Source organism: Cellulomonas sp. C5510 (genome assembly GCF_019797765.1).
Classification (GTDB): domain Bacteria; phylum Actinomycetota; class Actinomycetes; order Actinomycetales; family Cellulomonadaceae; genus Cellulomonas.
In genome coordinates, this window is the sequence record NZ_CP081862.1 from 1136973 (window position 1) to 1155850 (window position 18878).

Here is an 18878-nt window from a genome sequence, read left to right on the forward strand (position 1 = left end):
ACGGGCGGGTGCGGGATGGGGCGCGCCGGGTAGGTGGGGTCGGCGGGATCGCGCGGGCGCTACGCATCAGTGTGTGGACGGCGACCGGACGCGCCGGGAGCGTCGGGCGGGTGGAAGGCGAGCTGCAGCGCGTGGTCGGACGCAACGTCCGCAGGATCCGGTCCCAGCGGGGCGTCAGCCAGGAGGCGCTCGCCGTCGAGCTGGACGTGCACCGCACGTACATGGGGGCGGTCGAGCGGGGCGAGCGCAACCTCACGCTCCGCACCGTCGAGCGGCTCGCCGCCGGGCTCGGCGTCGTCCCGTCCGAGCTGCTCCGCGACCCCGCACCCCGCTGACCGCGCGCCCGGCCGAGCCGTGCGCCCGCCTGACCGCGCGCCCCGCCGGGCGCGGGGACTGCGCGCCGGGCGCGTGCCGGTCGCGCGGCCGGCCTTGCGCGCGGCGTTGCGCGCGGCGTTGCGCCCGGTGGTGCGCGCGGCGCTGTGCGTGGCGCGGTGCCGGCGCTCGCCGCGGACCCGGCTCCGGCCCCCGTGCGCCAGCGCCTCCCACGGGTCGTGCGCTCCGGCGGGTCCGGACGGTGCCGCCCGGGCTCGCGTGTGCTACTCATGAGTCTGTAGACGCAGAAGTAGCGAGACCCGGACCGTGGTCGGGTGGAAGGCGAGCTGCAGCGTGTCGTGGGTGAGCAGGTCCGTCGCGTGCGGGCGGAGCGTGGTCTGAGCCAGGAGGCGCTCGCCGACGCGCTCGGCGTGCACCGCACGTACCTGGGTGCGGTGGAGCGCGGCGAGCGCAACCTCACCCTGCGGACGGTGGAGCGGCTCGCGGACCGGCTCGCCGTGGACGTGCGCGACCTGCTGGAGCCCGCCGGACGGTGATCCGCCGTCCCCTGTGGACGACCGGCCTCCCGTGTCAGTACCCCCGCCCATGGTGGTCACCACCCGAGGGGGAGCAGTCCCGGACCCCTCGCGACACGAGCGGAGGAGGAGCCGTGGGAACGACGCAGGACAGGCCCGGCAGGACGGTGGCGGGCGGCTGCCCGCCCTGGTGCGTGGTGCTGCACGAGGACGACGACGAGGGCGCGGGGCGCCGGCACGCGAGCGCCTCGCTGTCCGTGCCGGTGCGCGAGCTGCGGGCCCGGGGTGACGAGACGCCGCCGCTGTTCGGCGAGCTCGACCCGGACGACGGGCACGGGGAGCGCAGCGCGACCACGGACCTCGCGCTCTGCCTCCACCGGCGCGACGGGGCGCCCACGACCTGGCTCTACGCGGGCGACGGGACGGACCAGGTCCTCGAGCTGACGGTCGAGTCCTGGCACCGGCTGGTGCCGGCGCTGGACCGTCTGCTCGACCTGGCGAGGGCCTGATGCCCGCCCGCGTGCGTGTCGGCACCGGGAGGCATGATGTGCCGGTGGACGCGACACGAGCCGAGACGACGACGCCCGACGACACCGGCCTGGACGAGCCGGCGGCCCGCCGCCTCTGGTCCGAGCTGGCCGACCGGGTCCGCGACCTGCAGTTCGCCTACTACGTGCGCGACGAGCCGCTGGCCAGCGACGCCGAGTACGACGCGACCCTGCGTCGACTCGAGGCGCTCGAGGACGCGTACCAGGGGCTCGGCCTGCGCACCCCGGACTCCCCGACGCAGCGCGTCGGGGGCACGTTCTCGACGGACTTCCGGGCGGTCGACCACGTCGAGCGGATGCTGTCGCTGGACAACGCCTTCTCGGCGGAGGACGTCGCGGCGTGGGCCGAGCGCGTGCACCGCGACCTCGAGATCCCGGCGGACGCGGGGCTGCGGTACCTGACGGAGCTCAAGATCGACGGCCTCGCGATCGCGCTGCTCTACGAGCGGGCGGGCGACGGCCCCGCCCGCCTCGTGCGTGCGGCGACGCGCGGCGACGGGCGCACCGGCGAGGACGTCACGCTCAACGTCCGCACCATCGCCGCGATCCCGGAGACCCTCGCCGGCGACCCCGCCTCGCACCCCGAGCAGATCGAGGTGCGCGGCGAGGTGTTCCTGCCCGTCGAGGCGTTCGAGCGGCTCAACGCGGCGCAGGTCGCGGCCGGCCGGTCCCCGTTCGCGAACCCCCGCAACGCGGCCGCGGGGTCGCTGCGCCAGAAGGACCCGCGGGTGACGGCGTCCCGCCCGCTGCAGATGTACGCGCACGGCATCGGCGCCCTGCGGTGGGGGACGGGCGGGGGCGCAGGCCTCGAGCGGCAGTCGCAGGTGTACGACCTGCTGGCCGGGTGGGGCGTCCCGGTGTCGCCGCACAGCCGGGTGGTCTCGGGCCTGGCCGGCGTCCAGGAGATGATCGACCACTACGGCGAGCACCGGCACGAGGTCGAGCACGAGATCGACGGCATCGTGATCAAGGTCGACGAGCTCGTGCTCCAGCGCCGGCTCGGTGCCACCAGCCGTGCCCCGCGCTGGGCGATCGCCTACAAGTACCCGCCGGAGGAGGTCAACACCCGGCTGCTCGCGATCGAGGTGAACGTCGGGCGCACGGGGCGCGTCACGCCCTACGCGGTGATGGAGCCGGTCCGCGTGTCCGGTTCGACGGTCGCGATGGCCACGCTCCACAACAAGGACGTCGTCGCCGCGAAGGGCGTCCGTCCGGGGGACGTGGTGGTGCTGCGCAAGGCCGGCGACGTCATCCCCGAGATCGTCGGGCCGGTGACCGCGCTCGCGGACGACGGGTACCCGCGGACCGACTGGACGATGCCGACGCAGTGTCCCGAGTGCGGCTCCACGCTGCGTCCGATGCGCGAGGGCGACGTCGACCTGCGCTGCCCCAACGCCCGCACCTGCCCGGCCCAGGTCCGGGGACGCGTCGAGCACATCGGTTCGCGTGGCGCCCTCGACATCGAGGCGCTGGGCGAGGTCACCGCGGCCGCCCTCACGCAGCCGGAGGTGCCGGCCCGGCCGCCGGTCGTGAACGAGGCGGACCTCTTCGACCTCGTGGCCTGGCCCGCGGACGCCACCGAGGCCGAGCGGCAGCGCGTGCGCGACCGCAGCTTCGACCTGCTGAAGCAGGTCGAGGTGGTCGTCCGCGACCCCGACTCCGGCGAGCCGCGCGTCGACGAGGACGGCGTCGTCCGCCGCCGCTCCCCGTTCCGGCGCCGCGTGACGCACAGCGCGCGGGCCCGGCGCGAGGCGGAGGCCCGCGGGGAGGTGCTGCCGGAGCACGAGGACGTGCCGTCCGAGCAGGCGAGGAAGCTCCTGGACGAGCTGGACGCCGCCAAGAGCAAGCCGTTCTGGCGGGTGCTCGTCGGGCTGAGCATCCGCAACGTCGGCCCGACGGCGGCCCGCGCGATCGCGCAGCGGTTCGGGTCGATGGCCGCGCTCGAGGACGCGCTCGCGGACGCCGAGCAGGCCCGCGAGACGCTGTCGGCGGTCGAGGGCGTCGGCCCGACGATCGCGGACTCGATCGTCGACTGGTTCGCCGAGGACTGGCACGCCGAGATCGTGCAGCGGTGGCGGGCAGCAGGCGTCGTGATGGCGGACGAGGCGGACGCCTCGGTCCCGCGCACGCTCGAGGGGCTCACCGTCGTGGTCACCGGCAGCCTCGAGGGGTTCAGCCGCGACCAGGCGAAGGAGGCCGTGCTCAGCCGCGGGGGCAAGGCGGCGGGCAGCGTCTCCAAGAAGACGGACTTCGTCGTCGTCGGCGACAACGCGGGCTCGAAGGAGGCGAAGGCGCGCGAGCTCGGCCTCCGCATCGTGGACGAGGCCGGGTTCGTCACGCTGCTGGCGGAGGGACCCGCGGGCCTGCCGGACGCCGACGGCGTCGAGGCGCCCCCGGGAACGGAACCCCCGGGGTCCCCGGCGGACGCGTCGGACGACGCGTGACCGGCGCGGTGCGGGTGCGCGTCGCCCGCCCGGAGGACCTGGACCAGGCGGGTGCCCTGGCCGCGGAGGCGTACCACGCCGACGGACTGCTCGACGACGGCGACGGCTACGCGGCTGAGCTGCGCGACGCCGCCCGGCGGGCGCGGGAGGCGGTCTTGCTGGTCGCGACCGTCCCGGGCACGGGCGCCGCACAGGACGTCGTGGTCGGGACGGTGACGCTCGCCCCCGCCGGGACCTCCTACGCGGAGGTCGCCGAACCGGGCGAGCTGGAGCTGCGGATGCTCGCGGTCGCGCCGGAGGCCCGGCGTCGAGGAGTCGCGGAGCGGCTGACGACGGCGGCGCTGCGGGAGGCGGTCGCCCGACGGGCCCGGGGCGTGGTGCTCTCCACGCTGGAGCCGATGGCCGCCGCGCGCCGCCTCTACGAACGGCTCGGGTTCGTGGCCGCGCCCGCGCGGGACTGGGGCCACGAGGGGGTCGCCCTGCGCGTCCTGACGTGGACACCGCCCGCCGCGCCGGGGGTGCTGGTGGAGTCCGCCACGTGGGTGCCGGCGACCGTCGAGACGCTCGAGGGCTGGCGGCTCGGCTTCGCCGGCGGGTTCACGCGGCGCGCCAACAGCGTGCTGCCGCTGGGACGGCCGATGGACCTGGACGGCGCGCTCGACGCGGTGGAGGCTCGCTACGACGCGGTCGGTCTGCCGACGGTCGTGCGCGTCTGCGCGGCCGCGCCCGCGGGCCTGGCGGAGGTGCTGGGTTCCCGCGGCTACGCGCCGGTCGCCGCCACCGACGTGCTGGTCCGCGACGTGGAGCCCCCGCCCCCCGTGCCAGCCCACGCCGGGGTGCAGGTGGTCGTCTCCGAGCGGGTGGAGGGCCCGTGGCTGGACGGCTGGCTCGGGGTGAAGGCAGGCGGAGCGAACGCCGACGCGGCGACCGCCCGGCAGGTGCTGGCTGCGACGCCGGCCCGCTACCTCTCGGCCGTGGGCGAGGGCCGGACCACGCTGGGGGTGCTGCGGGCAGCGTTCGCCGAGGACTGGGTGGGCCTGTCCTGCCTGGTGGTGGCGCCGGAGGCGCGACGCCGGGGCGTCGGTCGCCTGCTCACCCGGTCGGCTCTGGCGGTGGCGGCGCGCACGGGAGCCCGCCGGGCGTTCCTGCAGGTGGAGGTGAGCAACGCCGGAGCGGCGGACCTCTACGCCGCCGAGGGGTTCCGGCCGGCCGAACGGTACGCCTACTGGCAGCGCTGACGCGGGGCGAGGGTCCGGGGCGCCGTCGGCTCCTGCCGGGTGCCGGGAGGCTCCGGCCGGACGTCGCGCGGCTCGTGCGGCACCGGACCATACTGATCGCGTGATCTCGATCGAGCGGGCGGAGCTGCTGCAGGCCGCGGGGCTGCTGTGGGCACCCCGCTCGGGCGACCGGTTCGCACTGCGGCAGCCGGGCCTCGCGGGCGAGGTCTTCACCATCAGCGAGATGACCATCGAGCCGCACACGTACCCCACGGGCACGGTCCTCGGCTTCAACGGCACGACGGAGTGGGCGCTGGACTCGGTGACCCAGGACGACGCCCTGTGGCTGCCCCGCGAGGACCAGCTCCGCGAGCTGCTGGGCGGGACGTTCCGCAGCCTGGCGCGCGCGCTCGACGGCTCCTACCTCGTGGTCGCCGAGCTCCCCGGGCAGCCGGAGCGGTCGTTCGCGGCGACGGACGCGGCCGACGCCTACGCGGACGCCGTCCTGGCCCTGGTGTCGGCGGCGCGCGTCTGAGACCGGCGGGTCGCGCGCCCGGCCGCACCGTGCCTGGGGACGACGCCGGTCGGGGACCGTTCCGCGACTAGACTCGCGGCCATGTCCTCCCTCTCTCGTGACGAGGTCGCGCGCGTCGCGGGCCTGGCGCGGATCGACCTGACCCCCGAGGAGCTCGACCGTCTCGCCGGCGAGCTCGACGTGATCGTCGAGTCGGTCGCCCGGGTCAGCGAGGTCGCGACGCCCGACGTGCCGGCGACCAGCCACCCGCTGCCGATGACCAACGTGTTCCGCCCGGACGTACCCGAGCAGCCGCTGACGCAGGATCAGGCCCTGTCCGGCGCGCCGGCGTCGGAGGACGGCAAGTTCCTCGTCCCGCAGATCCTCGGGGAGGAGTGAGATGACCGACCTGACCCGTCTGTCCGCCGCGGAGATCGCCGACAGGCTCGCCGCGCGCGAGGTCACCAGCGTCGAGGTCACGCAGGCGCACCTGGACCGGATCGCCGCCGTCGAGCCCGCCGTGCACGCGTACCTGCACGTGTCGGCCGAGCAGGCGCTGGCCACCGCCGCCGACGTCGACGCGCGCCGCGCCGCGGGCGAGGACCTGCACCCGCTCGCCGGCGTGCCGATCGCCGTCAAGGACGTCGTCGTCACGCAGGGCCTGCCGACCACCGCCGGCTCGAAGATCCTCGAGGGCTGGGTGCCGCCGTACGACGCGACCCTGGTCGAGCGGATCAAGGCCGCCGGGCTGCCGATCCTCGGCAAGACCAACATGGACGAGTTCGCCATGGGGTCGTCGACCGAGCACTCGGCCTACGGCAACACGCACAACCCGTGGGACCTCGAGCGCATCCCCGGCGGCTCCGGCGGCGGGTCCGCCGCGGCGGTCGCGGCGTACGAGGCACCGCTGGCCATCGGCACCGACACCGGCGGCTCGATCCGCCAGCCGGGCGCCGTCACCGGCACCGTCGGCGTGAAGCCGACGTACGGCTCGGTGTCCCGCTACGGCCTGATCGCGCTGGCCTCGTCGCTGGACCAGGCCGGCCCGGTCACGCGCACCGTGCTCGACTCGGCCCTGCTGCACGAGCTCATCGGCGGGCACGACCCGCGCGACTCGACGTCCATCCCGGAGCCGCTGCCCGGCCTGGTCGCGGCGGCCCGCGAGGGCGCCACCGGCGACCTCACCGGCGTGCGCGTCGGCGTGGTCCGGGAGCTGCAGGGCGAGGGCTACCAGCCCGGCGTGCTCGCGCGGTTCGAGGAGTCGCTGGAGCTGCTCCGCGGCGCGGGTGCCGAGATCGTCGAGGTCTCCTGCCCGCACTTCGAGTACGCGCTCGGCGCCTACTACCTGATCCTGCCGTCCGAGGCGTCCAGCAACCTGGCCAAGTTCGACGGCATGCGGTTCGGCCTGCGGGTCGAGCCGTCCGAGGGGCCCGTGACCGCCGAGCGCGTCATGGCCGCGACCCGCGGGGCCGGCTTCGGCGACGAGGTGAAGCGCCGCATCATCCTCGGCACCTACGCCCTGTCGGCGGGCTACTACGACGCCTACTACGGCTCGGCCCAGAAGGTCCGCACCCTGATCCAGCGCGACTTCGCGAACGCGTTCGCGCAGGCCGACGTGCTGGTGTCGCCGACGGCGCCGACCACGGCGTTCAGGCTCGGCGAGAAGCTGGACGACCCGCTGGCGATGTACCTCAACGACGTCGCCACCATCCCGGCGAACCTCGCCGGCGTGCCGGGCATGTCGCTGCCGAACGGCCTGTCGGACGACGGCCTGCCCGTCGGCTTCCAGGTGCTGGCCCCGGCGAAGGCCGACGACCGGCTGTACCGCGTGGGCGCCGCGCTCGAGGCGCTGCTGGAGAAGAACTGGGGCGGCCCGCTGCTGGCCAAGGCTCCCGAGCTGGAGGTGGGCGAGTGAGCACCCGGAGCGTCGACCTGGTCGACTACGACGAGGCCGTGGCCCGGTTCGACCCGGTCATCGGCATCGAGGTGCACGTCGAGCTCGGCACCGCCACCAAGATGTTCGACGGTGCCCCGCAGACGTTCGGCGCAGAGCCCAACACCGCCGTCACGCCGGTGTCGCTCGGCCTGCCCGGGGCGCTGCCGGCCGTCAACGGCACCGCCGTGGAGTACGCCATCCGCATCGGCCTGGCGCTCAACTGCGAGATCGCGGAGTCCTGCCGGTTCGCGCGGAAGAACTACTTCTACCCGGACGTCCCCAAGAACTTCCAGACCTCGCAGTACGACGAGCCGATCGCGCACGACGGGTACCTCGACGTCGAGCTCGAGGACGGCACCGTGTTCCGCGTCGAGATCGAGCGCGCGCACATGGAGGAGGACGCGGGCAAGAACACCCACGTCGGCGGGTCCACGGGCCGGATCCACGGCGCGGAGTACTCGCTGGTCGACTACAACCGGGCGGGCATCCCGCTCGTGGAGATCGTCACCCGGCCGATCACCGGTGCGGGCGAGCGCGCGCCCGAGGTCGCCCGGGCGTACGTGCAGACGCTCCGCGACATCTTCCGCGCCCTCGAGGTGTCGGAGGCCCGGATGGAGCGCGGCAACGTGCGGGCGGACGTCAACGTGTCGTTGCGGCCGACGTCGACGTCGCCGCTGGGTACCCGCACCGAGACCAAGAACGTCAACTCGTTCCGGTCGGTCGAGCGCGCGGTCCGGTACGAGATCAGCCGCCAGGCCGCGATCCTCGACGCCGCCGGGACCGTCACGCAGGAGACGCGGCACTGGCACGAGGACACCGGTGTCACGACGGCGGGCCGCGTGAAGTCCGACGCCGAGGACTACCGGTACTTCCCGGAGCCCGACCTCGTGCCCGTCGCACCGTCCCGTGCGTGGGTGGAGGAGATCCGCGCCGCGCTGCCCGAGCTCCCGGCCGCCCGCCGGCGTCGGCTGCAGGGCGAGTGGGGCTACGCCGACGCCGAGATGCGCGACGTGGTGAACGCGGGGGCCGTCGAGCTCATCGAGGCCACCGTGGCCGCGGGCGCGAGCCCCGCCGCGGCCCGCAAGTGGTGGATGGGGGAGCTCGCGCGCACCGCCAAGACGCAGGACGTCGAGCTCGGCGAGCTCCCGATCACCCCGGCGCAGATCGGCCAGCTCCAGCAGCTGGTCGACGCGGGCCGCATCAACGACAAGCTCGCGCGGCAGGTGCTCGAGGGCGTGCTCGCCGGCGAGGGGGACCCGGAGGCGGTCGTCGTCGCGCGCGGGCTCGAGGTCGTGTCGGACGACGGTCCTCTGCTCGAGGCCATCGACGCCGCCCTCGCGGCGCAGCCCGACATCGCCGAGAAGATCCGGTCCGGCAACCTCGGGCCGGTCGGCGCGATCATCGGGTCGGTCATGAAGGCCACGCGCGGTCAGGCCGACGCAGGGCGCGTGCGGGAGCTCGTGCTCGAGCGGGTCGCCCAGGGCTGACCGGTTGCGGCGGCGGGCCTGAGCGGGCCGCCGCCGCACCGGACGACCGGAGCGACCCGGCGATCTGACGGTGTCGTCACGCCGACGACCCGGCCGGGGCGCCGCGCCGACGACAGGACCGCGCTCCAGCGCGGCCGTCGACGCGCGACGTGGGGGAGCCCGAAACACGCCCGTGACGACGTCTGCCTAGGCTCGGGCAGGACGACAGGAGGCCTCATGGACAAGCCGACGCTCGAGGGCGAGATGATCCGCCTGCGGCCGATCCGGGCGGAGGACGCGCCGGCGATGTGGGACATGGTCAGCGACCCGGAGGGGAGACGGACCACGGGGACGACGACCGTCTTCACACGCGAGCAGGTCGAGCGCTGGTGCGCGACCGTCGCGGACCGGCCGGGCCGGATCGACCTGGCGATCACGGCGAACGGGTCGGACGAGTACCTGGGCGAGATCGTCCTGAACGAGATCGACGAGGTGGTCGGGTCGGCGAACCTGCGCCTCGTCATGCGTCCGGCCTACCGCGGGCGCGGCTACGGCACGGAGGCGATCGAGCTGGTGCTCGGCCTGGCGTTCGACGGCATCGGGCTGCATCGTGTCGGCCTGGACGTCCTGAGCATCAACGCCCGCGCGTTCTCCCTGTACGAGAACATCGGGTTCCGGGTCGAGGGGCGCCTGCGCGACGCCTACCGCGACGGGGACGGCTGGTGCGACGCGATCATGATGGCGATGCTCGAGGACGAGTACCGCACCCAGCGCGCCGCCTGACTCCCGCGCGCGAGGGGGCGTGCGCCGGGCGCACGTCGCCCCGCCGGGCGCACGCCGCCCACCGGGGGCGCCGCGCCGCTCGGTCTCCCGGGGGACAGCGCGAGGCGCCGGCCCCCGGGAGGGAGGGGACCGGCGCCTCGGGTCGGTGTGGCTCAGACGAGCCAGCGGTTCTTCTGCACGACCGGCAGGCTCTTCCACCAGCGGCCGAGGCCCCAGGTGTCGCCGCCCGCGGCGAACGCCACGAGGATCAGGGCCAGCGCGTACACGATGTGGTAGTCGACCAGGGGGTTGGTCGAGCCGGACTGCAGCGGCCACTCGGCGGCCCACATCATCAGCATGATGGCGGTGCCGGCGACGGCGGCCACGCGGGTGCCGATGCCGAGCATCACCGCGGCGCCGACGCCGAGCATGCCGAGCATGAACAGCACGTCGGTGACCGGGCTGGCGATGCCCTGGAAGAAGCCCTGGAACGGGCCGACGACGGCGGGGCTGTTGAGGAAGCCCTGGCTCGGCGCCCCGCCGTTGATCCAGGCGTTCTCGGAGGGCGTCGAGTAGCCCAGGCCGAAGGTCTTGTCGAGGAACGCCCAGAGGAAGATGAAGCCGGTCGCCAGGCGCAGGCCCGCGAGCGTCCGGCGCGCGGCGACCGACGTGAGGACGTCGTCGTGCGTGCGGGTCTCGGTGGTGCCGCTGGTCCGGGTGGGGGTGATCGTGGCCATCGTCTGCTCACGTCCGTTCAGGTAGGTCGTCGTCCTTGTGATGACATTCCCAATCTCCACCCGCGTGGGGCCGGACGCCTTGGCCGAAAGTCCCAGGTCCCCGCCCGAAACCGTCAGGGAGGCCCGAAATGGGCCGCTCGTGAGGATGGTTCGGGACCTTGGACCCACGGCGGAGGGTGGAGGCGTCGGTCGCCACTCCGACGACCGGTGCCCGGGCGCGCCGGACCCGGGACCCAGGTCCTGGGTCCGGCACGCCGAGGCGCCCGCCCCGCAGCAACGGGACGGGCGCCTCGGGCCGGCCTCGCGGCGGGGTGGGCGCAGTCCGCCCGCCCCGCCGCCGCGGGTCAGCGCAGCCAGCGCTGCGCGCGGACCACCGGCAGCTCGCGCCACCAGCGCCCCAGGCCCCACGTGTCGCTCGCCAGGCAGGTCGCCAGCACGACGAGGGTCAGCGCGTAGATGATGTGGTAGTCCACCAGCGGGTTGGTGGAGCCCTCGACGAGCGGCCACTCGGCCATCCACATCATCACCATGATGATCGAGCCGGACCACGCGGCGACGCGCATCCCGATGCCGAGCATGACGGCGGCGCCGACGCCGAGCATGCCGAGCATGAACAGGACGTCCGTCAGCGGGCTGGCGATGCCCTGGAAGAAGCCCTGGAACGGGCCGACGACGGCGGGGCTGTTGAGGAAGCCCTGGCTCGGCGTCCCGCCGTTGATCCAGGCCCGCTCGGACGGCGTGGCGTAGCCGAGCCCGAACGTCTTGTCGAGGAACGCCCACAGGAAGATGAAGCCGGTGGCGAGGCGGGTCAGGGCCAGCACACGGCGCGCGGTGAGGGAGGTGACCACCTCCTCCTGAGCCGGCAGGGCGGTGGTGGTGGAGCTGCTGCGAGGTGTCACGGTCGCGGTCATGAGAGCCTCCGGTCGGGTTCACGTCTTTGTGACGACGTTCCCAATCTGGCGGCGACCGTCCGGGGTGCGCACGGGCCGAAGGTCCCGGGCCGTCCCGGAGCGGCTCCCGCCAGCGGTTCCCCGGGGGCTGCGCGGCTCGTCTCCGGGACCGAGGTCCCAGCCGGGGCGGCTCCGCGCATGACCGGCTCCGTGCATCGACCGGCTCAGCGCGTCGACCGGCTCAGCGCATCGACTGGTACGCGCCGAGGCTGACGGCCCGCTCCCGCGCGTGGTCGACGAGGCGCTCCGGGTAGTCCGGGGCGGCGGAGCGCGGCAGCTTCCAGGGCTCGTGCACCGCGCGCCCCGGGACGTCCCGCAGCTCGGGCACCCAGCGGCGCACGTAGCGTCCGTCGGGGTCGAACCTCGTGCCCTGCGTCACGGGGTTGAAGATCCGGAAGTACGGTGCCGCGTCGCGGCCCGTCCCCGCGACCCACTGCCAGTTGAGCTGGTTCTGCGGCACGTCGCCGTCCACCAGCCACGCCATGAAGTGGTCCGCGCCCCGCTGCCACCGCACGTGCAGGTCCTTGACCAGGAACGACGCGACGACCATCCGCACGCGGTTGTGCATCCAGCCCTCGTGGCGGAGCTGCCGCATCCCGGCGTCGACGAGCGGGTAGCCGGTGCGTCCCGAGGCCCAGGCGTCGAACGCCTCCTGCTCGCGGGCCCCCGTCGCCCACGCGTCCTCGGGCACGACCGGCGTCATCGACTCCCGGACGGCCCGCGGGTGGTGCAGCAGCACGTCGGCGTGGAACTCGCGCCAGGCGATCTGGCTGCGGAACGTCTCGGCGCCCTCACCGCGCCGGCTCGCCAGGTCGGCCAGGATCGTCCGCGGGTGGATCTCGCCCCACTTCAGCGGGACCGACAGCCGCGACGTGCTGTCCAGGTCCGGGCGGTCGCGCTCGTCGGCGTACCGTGCGACCCGGTCGTCCAGCACCTCGGCCCACCGTTCGAGCGCGGCGGCCTCGCCGGCGGTCGGCAGCTCGAGACCGTCCGGCACCGGGGCGTCCGGGACGAGCTCACCCGGCCCGGCGTCCGCGAACGCCACCCGGCGGGCTGTCGCCACCGCGTCCGGGGCCGGGGAGCGCCAGCCGTGCTCGTGCCACGCCCGCCGGAACGGGGTGAACACCTGGTACGGGTTGCCCGAGCCGTTGCGGACACGTCCGGGCGTGACGGCGTAGGGCGATCCCGTCCGGACCAGGGGGACGTCCTCGTCGGCGAGCAGGCGCTCGAGGGCGCCGTCGCGGCGCCGCCCGTACGGCTCGACGGAGGCCGCGACGTGCACCCCGGAGGCGCCGACCTCGCGCGCCAGGCTGGGCACGACGTCGCACGGGTCACCGCGGCGCACCAGCAGCCGCCCGCCGGTCTGCGCGTCGAGTGCCGCGAGGCTCCGGGCCAGGTACGCGCGGCGCGGCGCACCCGCCGCCGCCCAGAGCCGCGGGTCCAGCACGTAGAGCGCCACGACGTCGCCCTCGTCCGCCGCCGCGTGCAGCGCCGGGTTGTCACCGAGGCGCAGGTCGCGGCGGAACCAGTGGATGGCGGTCATCGGCCGACCGTAGCCACACCGACCCGAGCCCGCGAGCCTGGCGGGGCGTCGCACCCGGCGCGTGCCACGTGGGGGCGGAGGGCGGCCGGCGGCAGGGCGGCACGGCACGGGCACGCAGCCGCACGACCCCGGGCAGACGTCGAGGCACCACCGGCCCGGGCGATGAGCCGATGGTGCCTCGACTGGGGGTACCTGGGACGGGTCGTCGTCACCAGGTGACCTGGCTGGACCGCGGGCTGGTGGCCCGGTGACCGCCCCGGGGGAGAGACGGCCGGTGGTCCGACACCGAGTTCAGGGTCCCGCGCGCGCCGACCGCGCGGATGGGCCGATGGTCCCGATCTCGCGGCGCCTCCCGGTGCGTCCCCGCCAGGTCAGCTCCCTGAGGCGGCGACGGCGTCGGCGTGCGCGTCGACGGCCGCCCGCAGGTACGCGGCGAGCCCCGGCGCGACGGCGTCGTACGTCGCGGCGAACCGCGGGTCCTCCGTGTACGTCGCGGCCAGCCCCCGGTAGGCCTCCGCCGTGGGGGTCCAGAACAGCGACACCCACGCGTGGTGGCGGGCGACGAGCGCGCAGACGGCGGGGTCGTCCGCGGGGGTGCCGGCGCGCAGGGCGGCGGCCAGCGCCTCGCTGAGGGCGAGGCCCTCGGCCCGGTGGGCGCCCCGTTCCTCGGCGGACATCGACGCCCAGGCCCGGTTGCTGCGGTCCACGGCGTCGTCCCCCCAGCGCTCGCGCGCCTCCGGCTCGTAGCGGCGGTGGTCGAAGCCCTCGTACAGGTGCTCGACGGACATGACGGTGCCCCCTTCCAGGGACTCGACGGTGGAGGCGACGGTCCGGGCGAGCCGGTCGAACCGGTCCCGTTCGGCCAGCAGCCACGTGTGGTGCTCGCGGAGCCGTGCAGCCTGCGCGGCGGGGTCGTCCCGCGCGTCGAGGACCCGGGCGATGCCCGCGAGACCGACGCCGAGCTCCCGCAGCACCAGCACCTGCTGCAGGCGCAGCAGCTCGGCTCGTCCGTACACGCGCTGACCGCTCGGTGCGGTGCCGAGGGGACGGACCAGGCCGATCGCGTCGTAGTGGCGCAGGGTGCGCGACGTGACGCCCGACAGGCGCACGACCTCCGACGTGGTCCACCGTCCGCCGTCCGGCCCGGTGCTGGTCATGGTCGCTCCTCCGCCTCCGACGGCGGGAGGTCCGCCGTCGTCGACCGACCGTAGGCGTCGACGTCGCGTCAACCGCAACACCGTGCGCCACGACCGTTGTCGGACCCCGGTGGCAGGCTCGGCACATGGAGCCCTCCCCCCAGGACGCAGCCCGGTCGGCAGCCACGCCGGCGGCCGCACCGGCGGTCCCGCCCGCCGCTCCCGTCGTCGGTCCCGCCGCGGCCACCGCCCGCGTCGACGGCCGCCACTGGCGGGTGCTGCTGCTCTGGTTGCAGGCCGCGTTCCGCACCGGTGACCTCGCCACCGGCGCGGCCCTCGTCGCGCGGGTCGCGGCGGAGGCCGAACGGCTGGGTGCGAGGCCGGACGTCACCCTGCGCCCCGACCAGGTCCACGTGCGCACGACGACGTGGGCGTCCCACGGGCTCACCGAGACCGACCTCGCGCTCGCCGAGGCGGTCTCCCGCGCGGCGGACGAGCTCGGCGTCGCAGGCGACCCCGGCCTCCTCACGTCGCAGGAGGTGGCGGTCGACGCGCTGGACATCTCGGCGGTCGCGCCGTTCTGGCGAGCGGTGCTCGGCTACGGCCCCGAGCCCGGGACGGACCCCGAGGACCACGTGCTCGCCGACCCCGCCGGCCTCGGCCCGGGGTACTGGTTCCAGCAGATGGACGCCCCGCGCCCCCAGCGCAACCGCATCCACGTGGACGTCACGGTCCCGCACGACCAGGCCGAGGCCCGGGTGGCCGCCGCGCTCGCCGCCGGGGGCAGGCTGGTGTCGGACAGCCGCGCACCGGCGTTCTGGGTGCTCGCCGACCCGGAGGGGAACGAGGCGTGCGTCTGCACCTGGCAGGACCGCGGGCGGGGTTGAGCGAAGCGCCCACCGTCCAGCTGCTGGGCGATCACAGGTCGGACGTGCCCCGCCTCGCCACCCGCCCGGACGTACCGTGTCAGGGCGTCACCGCGGCGGCGACGCCCTGCACGTCCGAAGGAGCTGTCCCGTGAGCCGTCCCCTGCGCTCCCGTACCTCGACCCACGGCCGCAACATGGCCGGTGCCCGCGCGCTGTGGCGGGCCACCGGCATGGGCTCGGAGGACTTCGGCAAGCCGATCGTCGCGATCGCGAACTCGTACACGCAGTTCGTCCCGGGCCACGTGCACCTCAAGGACATGGGCGACCTCGTCGCGTCGGCGATCCAGGAGGCCGGCGGCGTCGCCAAGGAGTTCAACACCATCGCGGTCGACGACGGCATCGCGATGGGCCACGCCGGGATGCTCTACTCGCTGCCCAGCCGCGACCTCATCGCCGACTCGGTCGAGTACATGGTGCAGGCCCACTGCGCGGACGCCCTGGTGTGCATCTCGAACTGCGACAAGATCACCCCCGGCATGCTGAACGCCGCGCTGCGGCTCAACATCCCGGTGATCTTCGTGTCCGGCGGTCCGATGGAGGCCGGCAAGGCGGTCGTCGCGGACGGCGTCGCGAAGACCCACCTCAACCTCATCAACGCGATCAACTACTCCGCGGACGACGCCGTCTCCGACCAGGCGCTCGCCACGGTCGAGGAGAACGCCTGCCCGACGTGCGGCTCCTGCTCCGGCATGTTCACGGCGAACTCGATGAACTGCCTGACCGAGGCGCTCGGCCTGTCGCTGCCGGGCAACGGCTCCACGCTGGCGACGCACAGCGCCCGCCGCGAGCTGTTCCTCGAGGCCGGCCGGACGATCGTCGACCTGGCGCGCCGCTACTACGAGGACGAGGACGACACCGCGGCGCCGCGCGGCATCGCCACCCGGGCGGCGTTCGCCAACGCCATGACGCTGGACGTCGCCATGGGCGGCTCCACCAACACGGTGCTGCACATCCTGGCGGCGGCGCAGGAGGCGGGCGTCGACTTCACGCTCGCCGACATCGACGCGCTCAGCCGCCGCGTGCCCTGCCTGTCGAAGGTCGCGCCGAACCACCCGGACTTCCACATGGAGGACGTGCACCGCGCCGGCGGCATCCCGGCGCTGCTCGGCGAGCTCGACCGGGCGGGCCTGCTGGACCACGACGTCACGAGCGTGCACACCCCGACGCTGCGGGCATGGCTCGACGACTGGGACGTCCGCGGCGGCAAGGCCACCGAGCGGGCCGAGGCGCTGTTCCACGCGGCGCCCGGCGGCGTCCGCACCACGCAGGCGTTCTCGACCTCGAACGTCTGGGAGTCCCTCGACACGGACGCGGCGAACGGCTGCATCCGGGACGTCGCCCACGCCTACACGGTCGAGGGCGGCCTCGCGGTGCTGCGCGGCAACCTCGCCGAGGACGGCGCGATCATCAAGACCGCCGGCATCGACCCGGACGTGTTCCACTTCGTCGGGCGGGCGCTGGTGTGCGAGTCGCAGGACGAGGCGGTCGACAAGATCCTGCGCAAGGAGGTCGAGCCGGGCCACGTCGTCGTCGTGCGGTACGAGGGCCCGGCCGGCGGCCCCGGCATGCAGGAGATGCTCTACCCGACGTCGTTCATCAAGGGCCGCGGCCTGGGCAAGGTGTGCGCGCTCATCACCGACGGCCGGTTCTCCGGCGGGTCCAGCGGCATCTCGGTCGGCCACGTCAGCCCGGAGGCCGCGGCCGGCGGGACGATCGGGCTGATCGAGGACGGCGACGAGATCGAGATCGACGTCGAGACCCGGCTGATCCGCGTCAACGTCCCCGACGAGGTGCTCGCGGAGCGCCGCGCCAAGATGGAGGCGCGCGAGAACCCGTGGCAGCCGGTGGCCCGCGACCGGTACGTGTCCCCGGCGCTGCAGGCGTACGCGGCGATGGCGACCAGCGCGGACCGCGGCGCCGTCCGCGACGTGAGCCGCATCCGCCGCGGCTGAACCTCCGGCGGGGCCGGGCGCCACGACGCGCGGCCCCGCCGCGCCCGCCGCGCCCGCCGCGCCCGACCCGTCCGGGGCGCGCCGCGCCGCGCGCGCCTACAGTCGGCTCATGACGACCACGGGCGGGACCACCCCGGACATCGACATCAAGCCGCGCTCCCGGCAGGTGACCGACGGCATCGAGGCCACGGCGTCGCGCGGCATGCTCCGCGCGGTCGGCATGGGCGACGACGACTGGGTGAAGCCGCAGATCGGCGTCGCGAGCTCGTGGAACGAGATCACGCCCTGCAACCTGTCGCTCCAGCGTCTGGCGCAGGCGGTGAAGAGCGGCGTGCACGCCGGCGGCGGCTACCCGCTGGAGTTCGGGACCATCTCGGTGTCGGACGGCATCTCCATGGGCCACGAGGGCATGCACTTCTCCCTGGTGAGCCGCGACATCATCGCCGACAGCGTGGAGACGGTGATGCAGGCCGAGCGCCTGGACGGCTCCGTGCTGCTGGCGGGGTGCGACAAGTCGCTGCCCGGCATGCTCATGGCGGCAGCGCGGCTCGACCTGGCGAGCGTGTTCGTGTACGCCGGCTCGATCATGCCGGGCTGGGTGAAGCTCGAGGACGGCACCGAGAAGGACGTGACGCTGATCGACGCGTTCGAGGCGGTCGGTGCCTGCGCCCGCGGCCTGATGTCGAAGGGCGACCTGGAGCGCATCGAGCGCGCCATCTGCCCGGGCGAGGGCGCGTGCGGCGGCATGTACACCGCGAACACGATGGCGTCGGTCGCCGAGGCGATGGGCATGTCGCTGCCCGGGTCCGCCGCACCGCCGAGCGCCGACCGCCGCCGGGACAACGTCGCGCTGCGGTCCGGCGAGGCCGTGGTCGAGCTGCTCCGGAAGGGCATCACCGCCCGGCAGATCATGACCAAGGAGGCGTTCGAGAACGCGATCGCCGTCGTGATGGCGTTCGGCGGCTCCACCAACGCGGTGCTGCACCTGCTGGCGATCGCGCACGAGGCCGAGGTCGAGCTGACGCTGGACGACTTCAAGCGGGTGGCCGCGCGGGTGCCGCACCTGGGCGACCTCAAGCCGTTCGGCCGGTACGTCATGGCGGACGTCGACCGGATCGGCGGGGTGCCCGTCGTCATGAAGGCCCTGCTCGACGCCGGGCTGATCCACGGCGACTGCCTCACGGTCACCGGCAGGACCGTCGCGGAGAACCTCGCCGACGTCGCCCCTCCGGACCCGGACGGCAAGATCCTGCGCGCGCTCGACGACCCCATCCACCGCACCGGCGGCATCACGATCCTCGACGGCTCGCTGGCCCCCGAGGGCGCCGTCGTGAAGTCCGCCGGGTTCGACACCGACGTCTTCGAGGGCACCGCCCGCGTGTTCGAGCGCGAGCGCGCCGCCCTGGACGCGCTCGAGGACGGCACCATCCAGGCCGGGGACGTCGTGGTCATCCGGTACGAGGGCCCGAAGGGCGGCCCGGGGATGCGCGAGATGCTGGCGATCACCGGCGCCATCAAGGGTGCCGGGCTCGGCAAGGACGTGCTGCTGCTGACCGACGGCCGGTTCTCCGGCGGCACCACCGGCCTGTGCGTGGGCCACGTCGCGCCCGAGGCCGTGGACGCGGGCCCGATCGCGTTCGTCCGTGACGGCGACCGGATCCGGCTCGACGTCGCGAACGCGACCCTCGACCTGCTGGTGCCGGAGGAGGAGCTCGCGACGCGCCGCGTCGGGTGGGCGCCGCTGCCGCCGCGCTACACCCGCGGCGTGCTGGCGAAGTACGCGAAGCTCGTGCAGTCCGCGTCGACGGGGGCCGTGCTGATCTGACCGGGGTGAACGGGCCCCCGGCGGCGTGCTCCGCCGCTAGGGTCGGCCGGGGGCGTCGACCACGCGGTGCTC

Annotated in this window: 17 protein-coding genes; 13 read left to right on the plus strand and 4 right to left on the minus strand. The window is 74.7% G+C overall.

Annotation, left to right across the window (positions count from 1 at the left end):
* Nucleotides 1-110 precede the first annotated feature (110 nt).
* The 10 genes from K5O09_RS05125 (at nucleotide 111) to K5O09_RS05170 (ending at nucleotide 9756) form a co-directional block, all read left to right on the plus strand.
* A complete protein-coding gene (locus tag K5O09_RS05125; RefSeq protein WP_222171732.1) occupies nucleotides 111-335 on the plus strand; it encodes a helix-turn-helix domain-containing protein in 225 nt (74 codons plus the stop codon).
* A 312-nt stretch (nucleotides 336-647) separates the two neighbouring features.
* Nucleotides 648-869 carry a helix-turn-helix transcriptional regulator gene (locus tag K5O09_RS05130; protein ID WP_222171733.1) on the plus strand — a complete coding sequence of 74 codons (222 nt, stop codon included), beginning with the start codon at nucleotides 648-650 and terminating at the stop codon, nucleotides 867-869.
* 113 nt (nucleotides 870-982) lie between these two features.
* Nucleotides 983-1357, plus strand: coding sequence for a hypothetical protein (locus K5O09_RS05135; RefSeq protein WP_222171734.1), 375 nt, complete (start codon nucleotides 983-985; stop codon nucleotides 1355-1357).
* On the plus strand, nucleotides 1357-3840 hold the full coding sequence (ligA, locus tag K5O09_RS05140) for an NAD-dependent DNA ligase LigA (protein ID WP_222171735.1): 2484 nt from the start codon (nucleotides 1357-1359) through the stop codon (nucleotides 3838-3840). The genes K5O09_RS05135 and ligA overlap by 1 nt, the downstream gene beginning before the upstream one ends.
* The gene (locus K5O09_RS05145; protein ID WP_222171736.1) at nucleotides 3837-5078 is read left to right on the plus strand and encodes a GNAT family N-acetyltransferase; all 1242 of its coding nucleotides are present in this window, start codon (nucleotides 3837-3839) and stop codon (nucleotides 5076-5078) included. The genes ligA and K5O09_RS05145 overlap by 4 nt, the downstream gene beginning before the upstream one ends.
* Nucleotides 5079-5178: 100 nt before the next feature.
* Nucleotides 5179-5592: a pilus assembly protein CpaE gene (locus K5O09_RS05150; RefSeq protein ID WP_222171737.1), complete on the plus strand. Its 414-nt coding sequence runs from the start codon at nucleotides 5179-5181 to the stop codon at nucleotides 5590-5592.
* An 81-nt stretch (nucleotides 5593-5673) separates the two neighbouring features.
* On the plus strand, nucleotides 5674-5970 hold the full coding sequence (gatC, locus tag K5O09_RS05155; protein ID WP_222171738.1) for an Asp-tRNA(Asn)/Glu-tRNA(Gln) amidotransferase subunit GatC: 297 nt from the start codon (nucleotides 5674-5676) through the stop codon (nucleotides 5968-5970).
* 1 nt (nucleotide 5971) lies between these two features.
* On the plus strand, nucleotides 5972-7486 hold the full coding sequence (gene gatA, locus K5O09_RS05160) for an Asp-tRNA(Asn)/Glu-tRNA(Gln) amidotransferase subunit GatA (protein WP_222171739.1): 1515 nt from the start codon (nucleotides 5972-5974) through the stop codon (nucleotides 7484-7486).
* The gene (gene gatB, locus K5O09_RS05165; protein ID WP_222171740.1) at nucleotides 7483-8994 is read left to right on the plus strand and encodes an Asp-tRNA(Asn)/Glu-tRNA(Gln) amidotransferase subunit GatB; all 1512 of its coding nucleotides are present in this window, start codon (nucleotides 7483-7485) and stop codon (nucleotides 8992-8994) included. Before gatA ends, gatB begins: the two co-directional genes overlap by 4 nt.
* Nucleotides 8995-9210: 216 nt before the next feature.
* Nucleotides 9211-9756: a GNAT family N-acetyltransferase gene (locus K5O09_RS05170; RefSeq protein WP_222171741.1), complete on the plus strand. Its 546-nt coding sequence runs from the start codon at nucleotides 9211-9213 to the stop codon at nucleotides 9754-9756.
* Nucleotides 9757-9908: 152 nt separating this feature from the next.
* Here K5O09_RS05170 and K5O09_RS05175 read toward each other — a convergent pair whose 3' ends face one another.
* The 4 genes from K5O09_RS05175 to K5O09_RS05190 all read right to left on the minus strand — a co-directional run bounded on the left by K5O09_RS05175 (nucleotide 9909) and on the right by K5O09_RS05190 (nucleotide 14122).
* On the minus strand, nucleotides 9909-10472 hold the full coding sequence (locus K5O09_RS05175; protein ID WP_222171742.1) for a DoxX family protein: 564 nt from the start codon (nucleotides 10470-10472) through the stop codon (nucleotides 9909-9911).
* A 344-nt stretch (nucleotides 10473-10816) separates the two neighbouring features.
* A complete protein-coding gene (locus K5O09_RS05180) occupies nucleotides 10817-11383 on the minus strand; it encodes a DoxX family protein (protein WP_222171743.1) in 567 nt (188 codons plus the stop codon).
* Nucleotides 11384-11603: 220 nt separating this feature from the next.
* On the minus strand, nucleotides 11604-12965 hold the full coding sequence (locus K5O09_RS05185; protein WP_222171744.1) for a deoxyribodipyrimidine photo-lyase: 1362 nt from the start codon (nucleotides 12963-12965) through the stop codon (nucleotides 11604-11606).
* A 371-nt stretch (nucleotides 12966-13336) separates the two neighbouring features.
* Complete coding sequence (locus tag K5O09_RS05190) at nucleotides 13337-14122, minus strand: MerR family transcriptional regulator (RefSeq protein WP_222171745.1); 786 nt, start codon at nucleotides 14120-14122, stop codon at nucleotides 13337-13339.
* Between the two features lie 125 nt (nucleotides 14123-14247).
* Here K5O09_RS05190 and K5O09_RS05195 point away from each other — a divergent pair, with 125 nt between their 5' ends.
* The 3 genes from K5O09_RS05195 to ilvD (K5O09_RS05205) all read left to right on the plus strand — a co-directional run bounded on the left by K5O09_RS05195 (nucleotide 14248) and on the right by ilvD (K5O09_RS05205) (nucleotide 18806).
* On the plus strand, nucleotides 14248-14988 hold the full coding sequence (locus K5O09_RS05195) for a VOC family protein (RefSeq protein WP_222171746.1): 741 nt from the start codon (nucleotides 14248-14250) through the stop codon (nucleotides 14986-14988).
* Between the two features lie 175 nt (nucleotides 14989-15163).
* Nucleotides 15164-16981: a dihydroxy-acid dehydratase gene (ilvD, locus tag K5O09_RS05200; protein ID WP_370635570.1), complete on the plus strand. Its 1818-nt coding sequence runs from the start codon at nucleotides 15164-15166 to the stop codon at nucleotides 16979-16981.
* A 109-nt stretch (nucleotides 16982-17090) separates the two neighbouring features.
* Nucleotides 17091-18806, plus strand: coding sequence for a dihydroxy-acid dehydratase (gene ilvD, locus K5O09_RS05205; protein ID WP_222171748.1), 1716 nt, complete (start codon nucleotides 17091-17093; stop codon nucleotides 18804-18806).
* The last annotated feature ends 72 nt before the right edge of the window (nucleotides 18807-18878 follow it).

Bases quoted from the DNA above. Each gene is read 5' to 3' on its own strand.
- K5O09_RS05180 (WP_222171743.1), bottom strand. From the start codon at position 11,383: ATGACCGCGACCGTGACACCTCGCAGCAGCTCCACCACCACCGCCCTG.
- K5O09_RS05175 (WP_222171742.1), bottom strand. From the start codon at position 10,472: ATGGCCACGATCACCCCCACCCGGACCAGCGGCACCACCGAGACCCGC.
- K5O09_RS05190 (WP_222171745.1), bottom strand. From the start codon at position 14,122: ATGACCAGCACCGGGCCGGACGGCGGACGGTGGACCACGTCGGAGGTC.
- gatC (WP_222171738.1), top strand. From the start codon at position 5,674: ATGTCCTCCCTCTCTCGTGACGAGGTCGCGCGCGTCGCGGGCCTGGCG.
- ilvD (WP_370635570.1), top strand. From the start codon at position 15,164: ATGGCCGGTGCCCGCGCGCTGTGGCGGGCCACCGGCATGGGCTCGGAG.
- ilvD (WP_222171748.1), top strand. From the start codon at position 17,091: ATGACGACCACGGGCGGGACCACCCCGGACATCGACATCAAGCCGCGC.
- K5O09_RS05185 (WP_222171744.1), bottom strand. From the start codon at position 12,965: ATGACCGCCATCCACTGGTTCCGCCGCGACCTGCGCCTCGGTGACAAC.
- ligA (WP_222171735.1), top strand. From the start codon at position 1,357: ATGCCCGCCCGCGTGCGTGTCGGCACCGGGAGGCATGATGTGCCGGTG.
- K5O09_RS05195 (WP_222171746.1), top strand. From the start codon at position 14,248: ATGGAGCCCTCCCCCCAGGACGCAGCCCGGTCGGCAGCCACGCCGGCG.
- gatA (WP_222171739.1), top strand. From the start codon at position 5,972: ATGACCGACCTGACCCGTCTGTCCGCCGCGGAGATCGCCGACAGGCTC.
- K5O09_RS05170 (WP_222171741.1), top strand. From the start codon at position 9,211: ATGGACAAGCCGACGCTCGAGGGCGAGATGATCCGCCTGCGGCCGATC.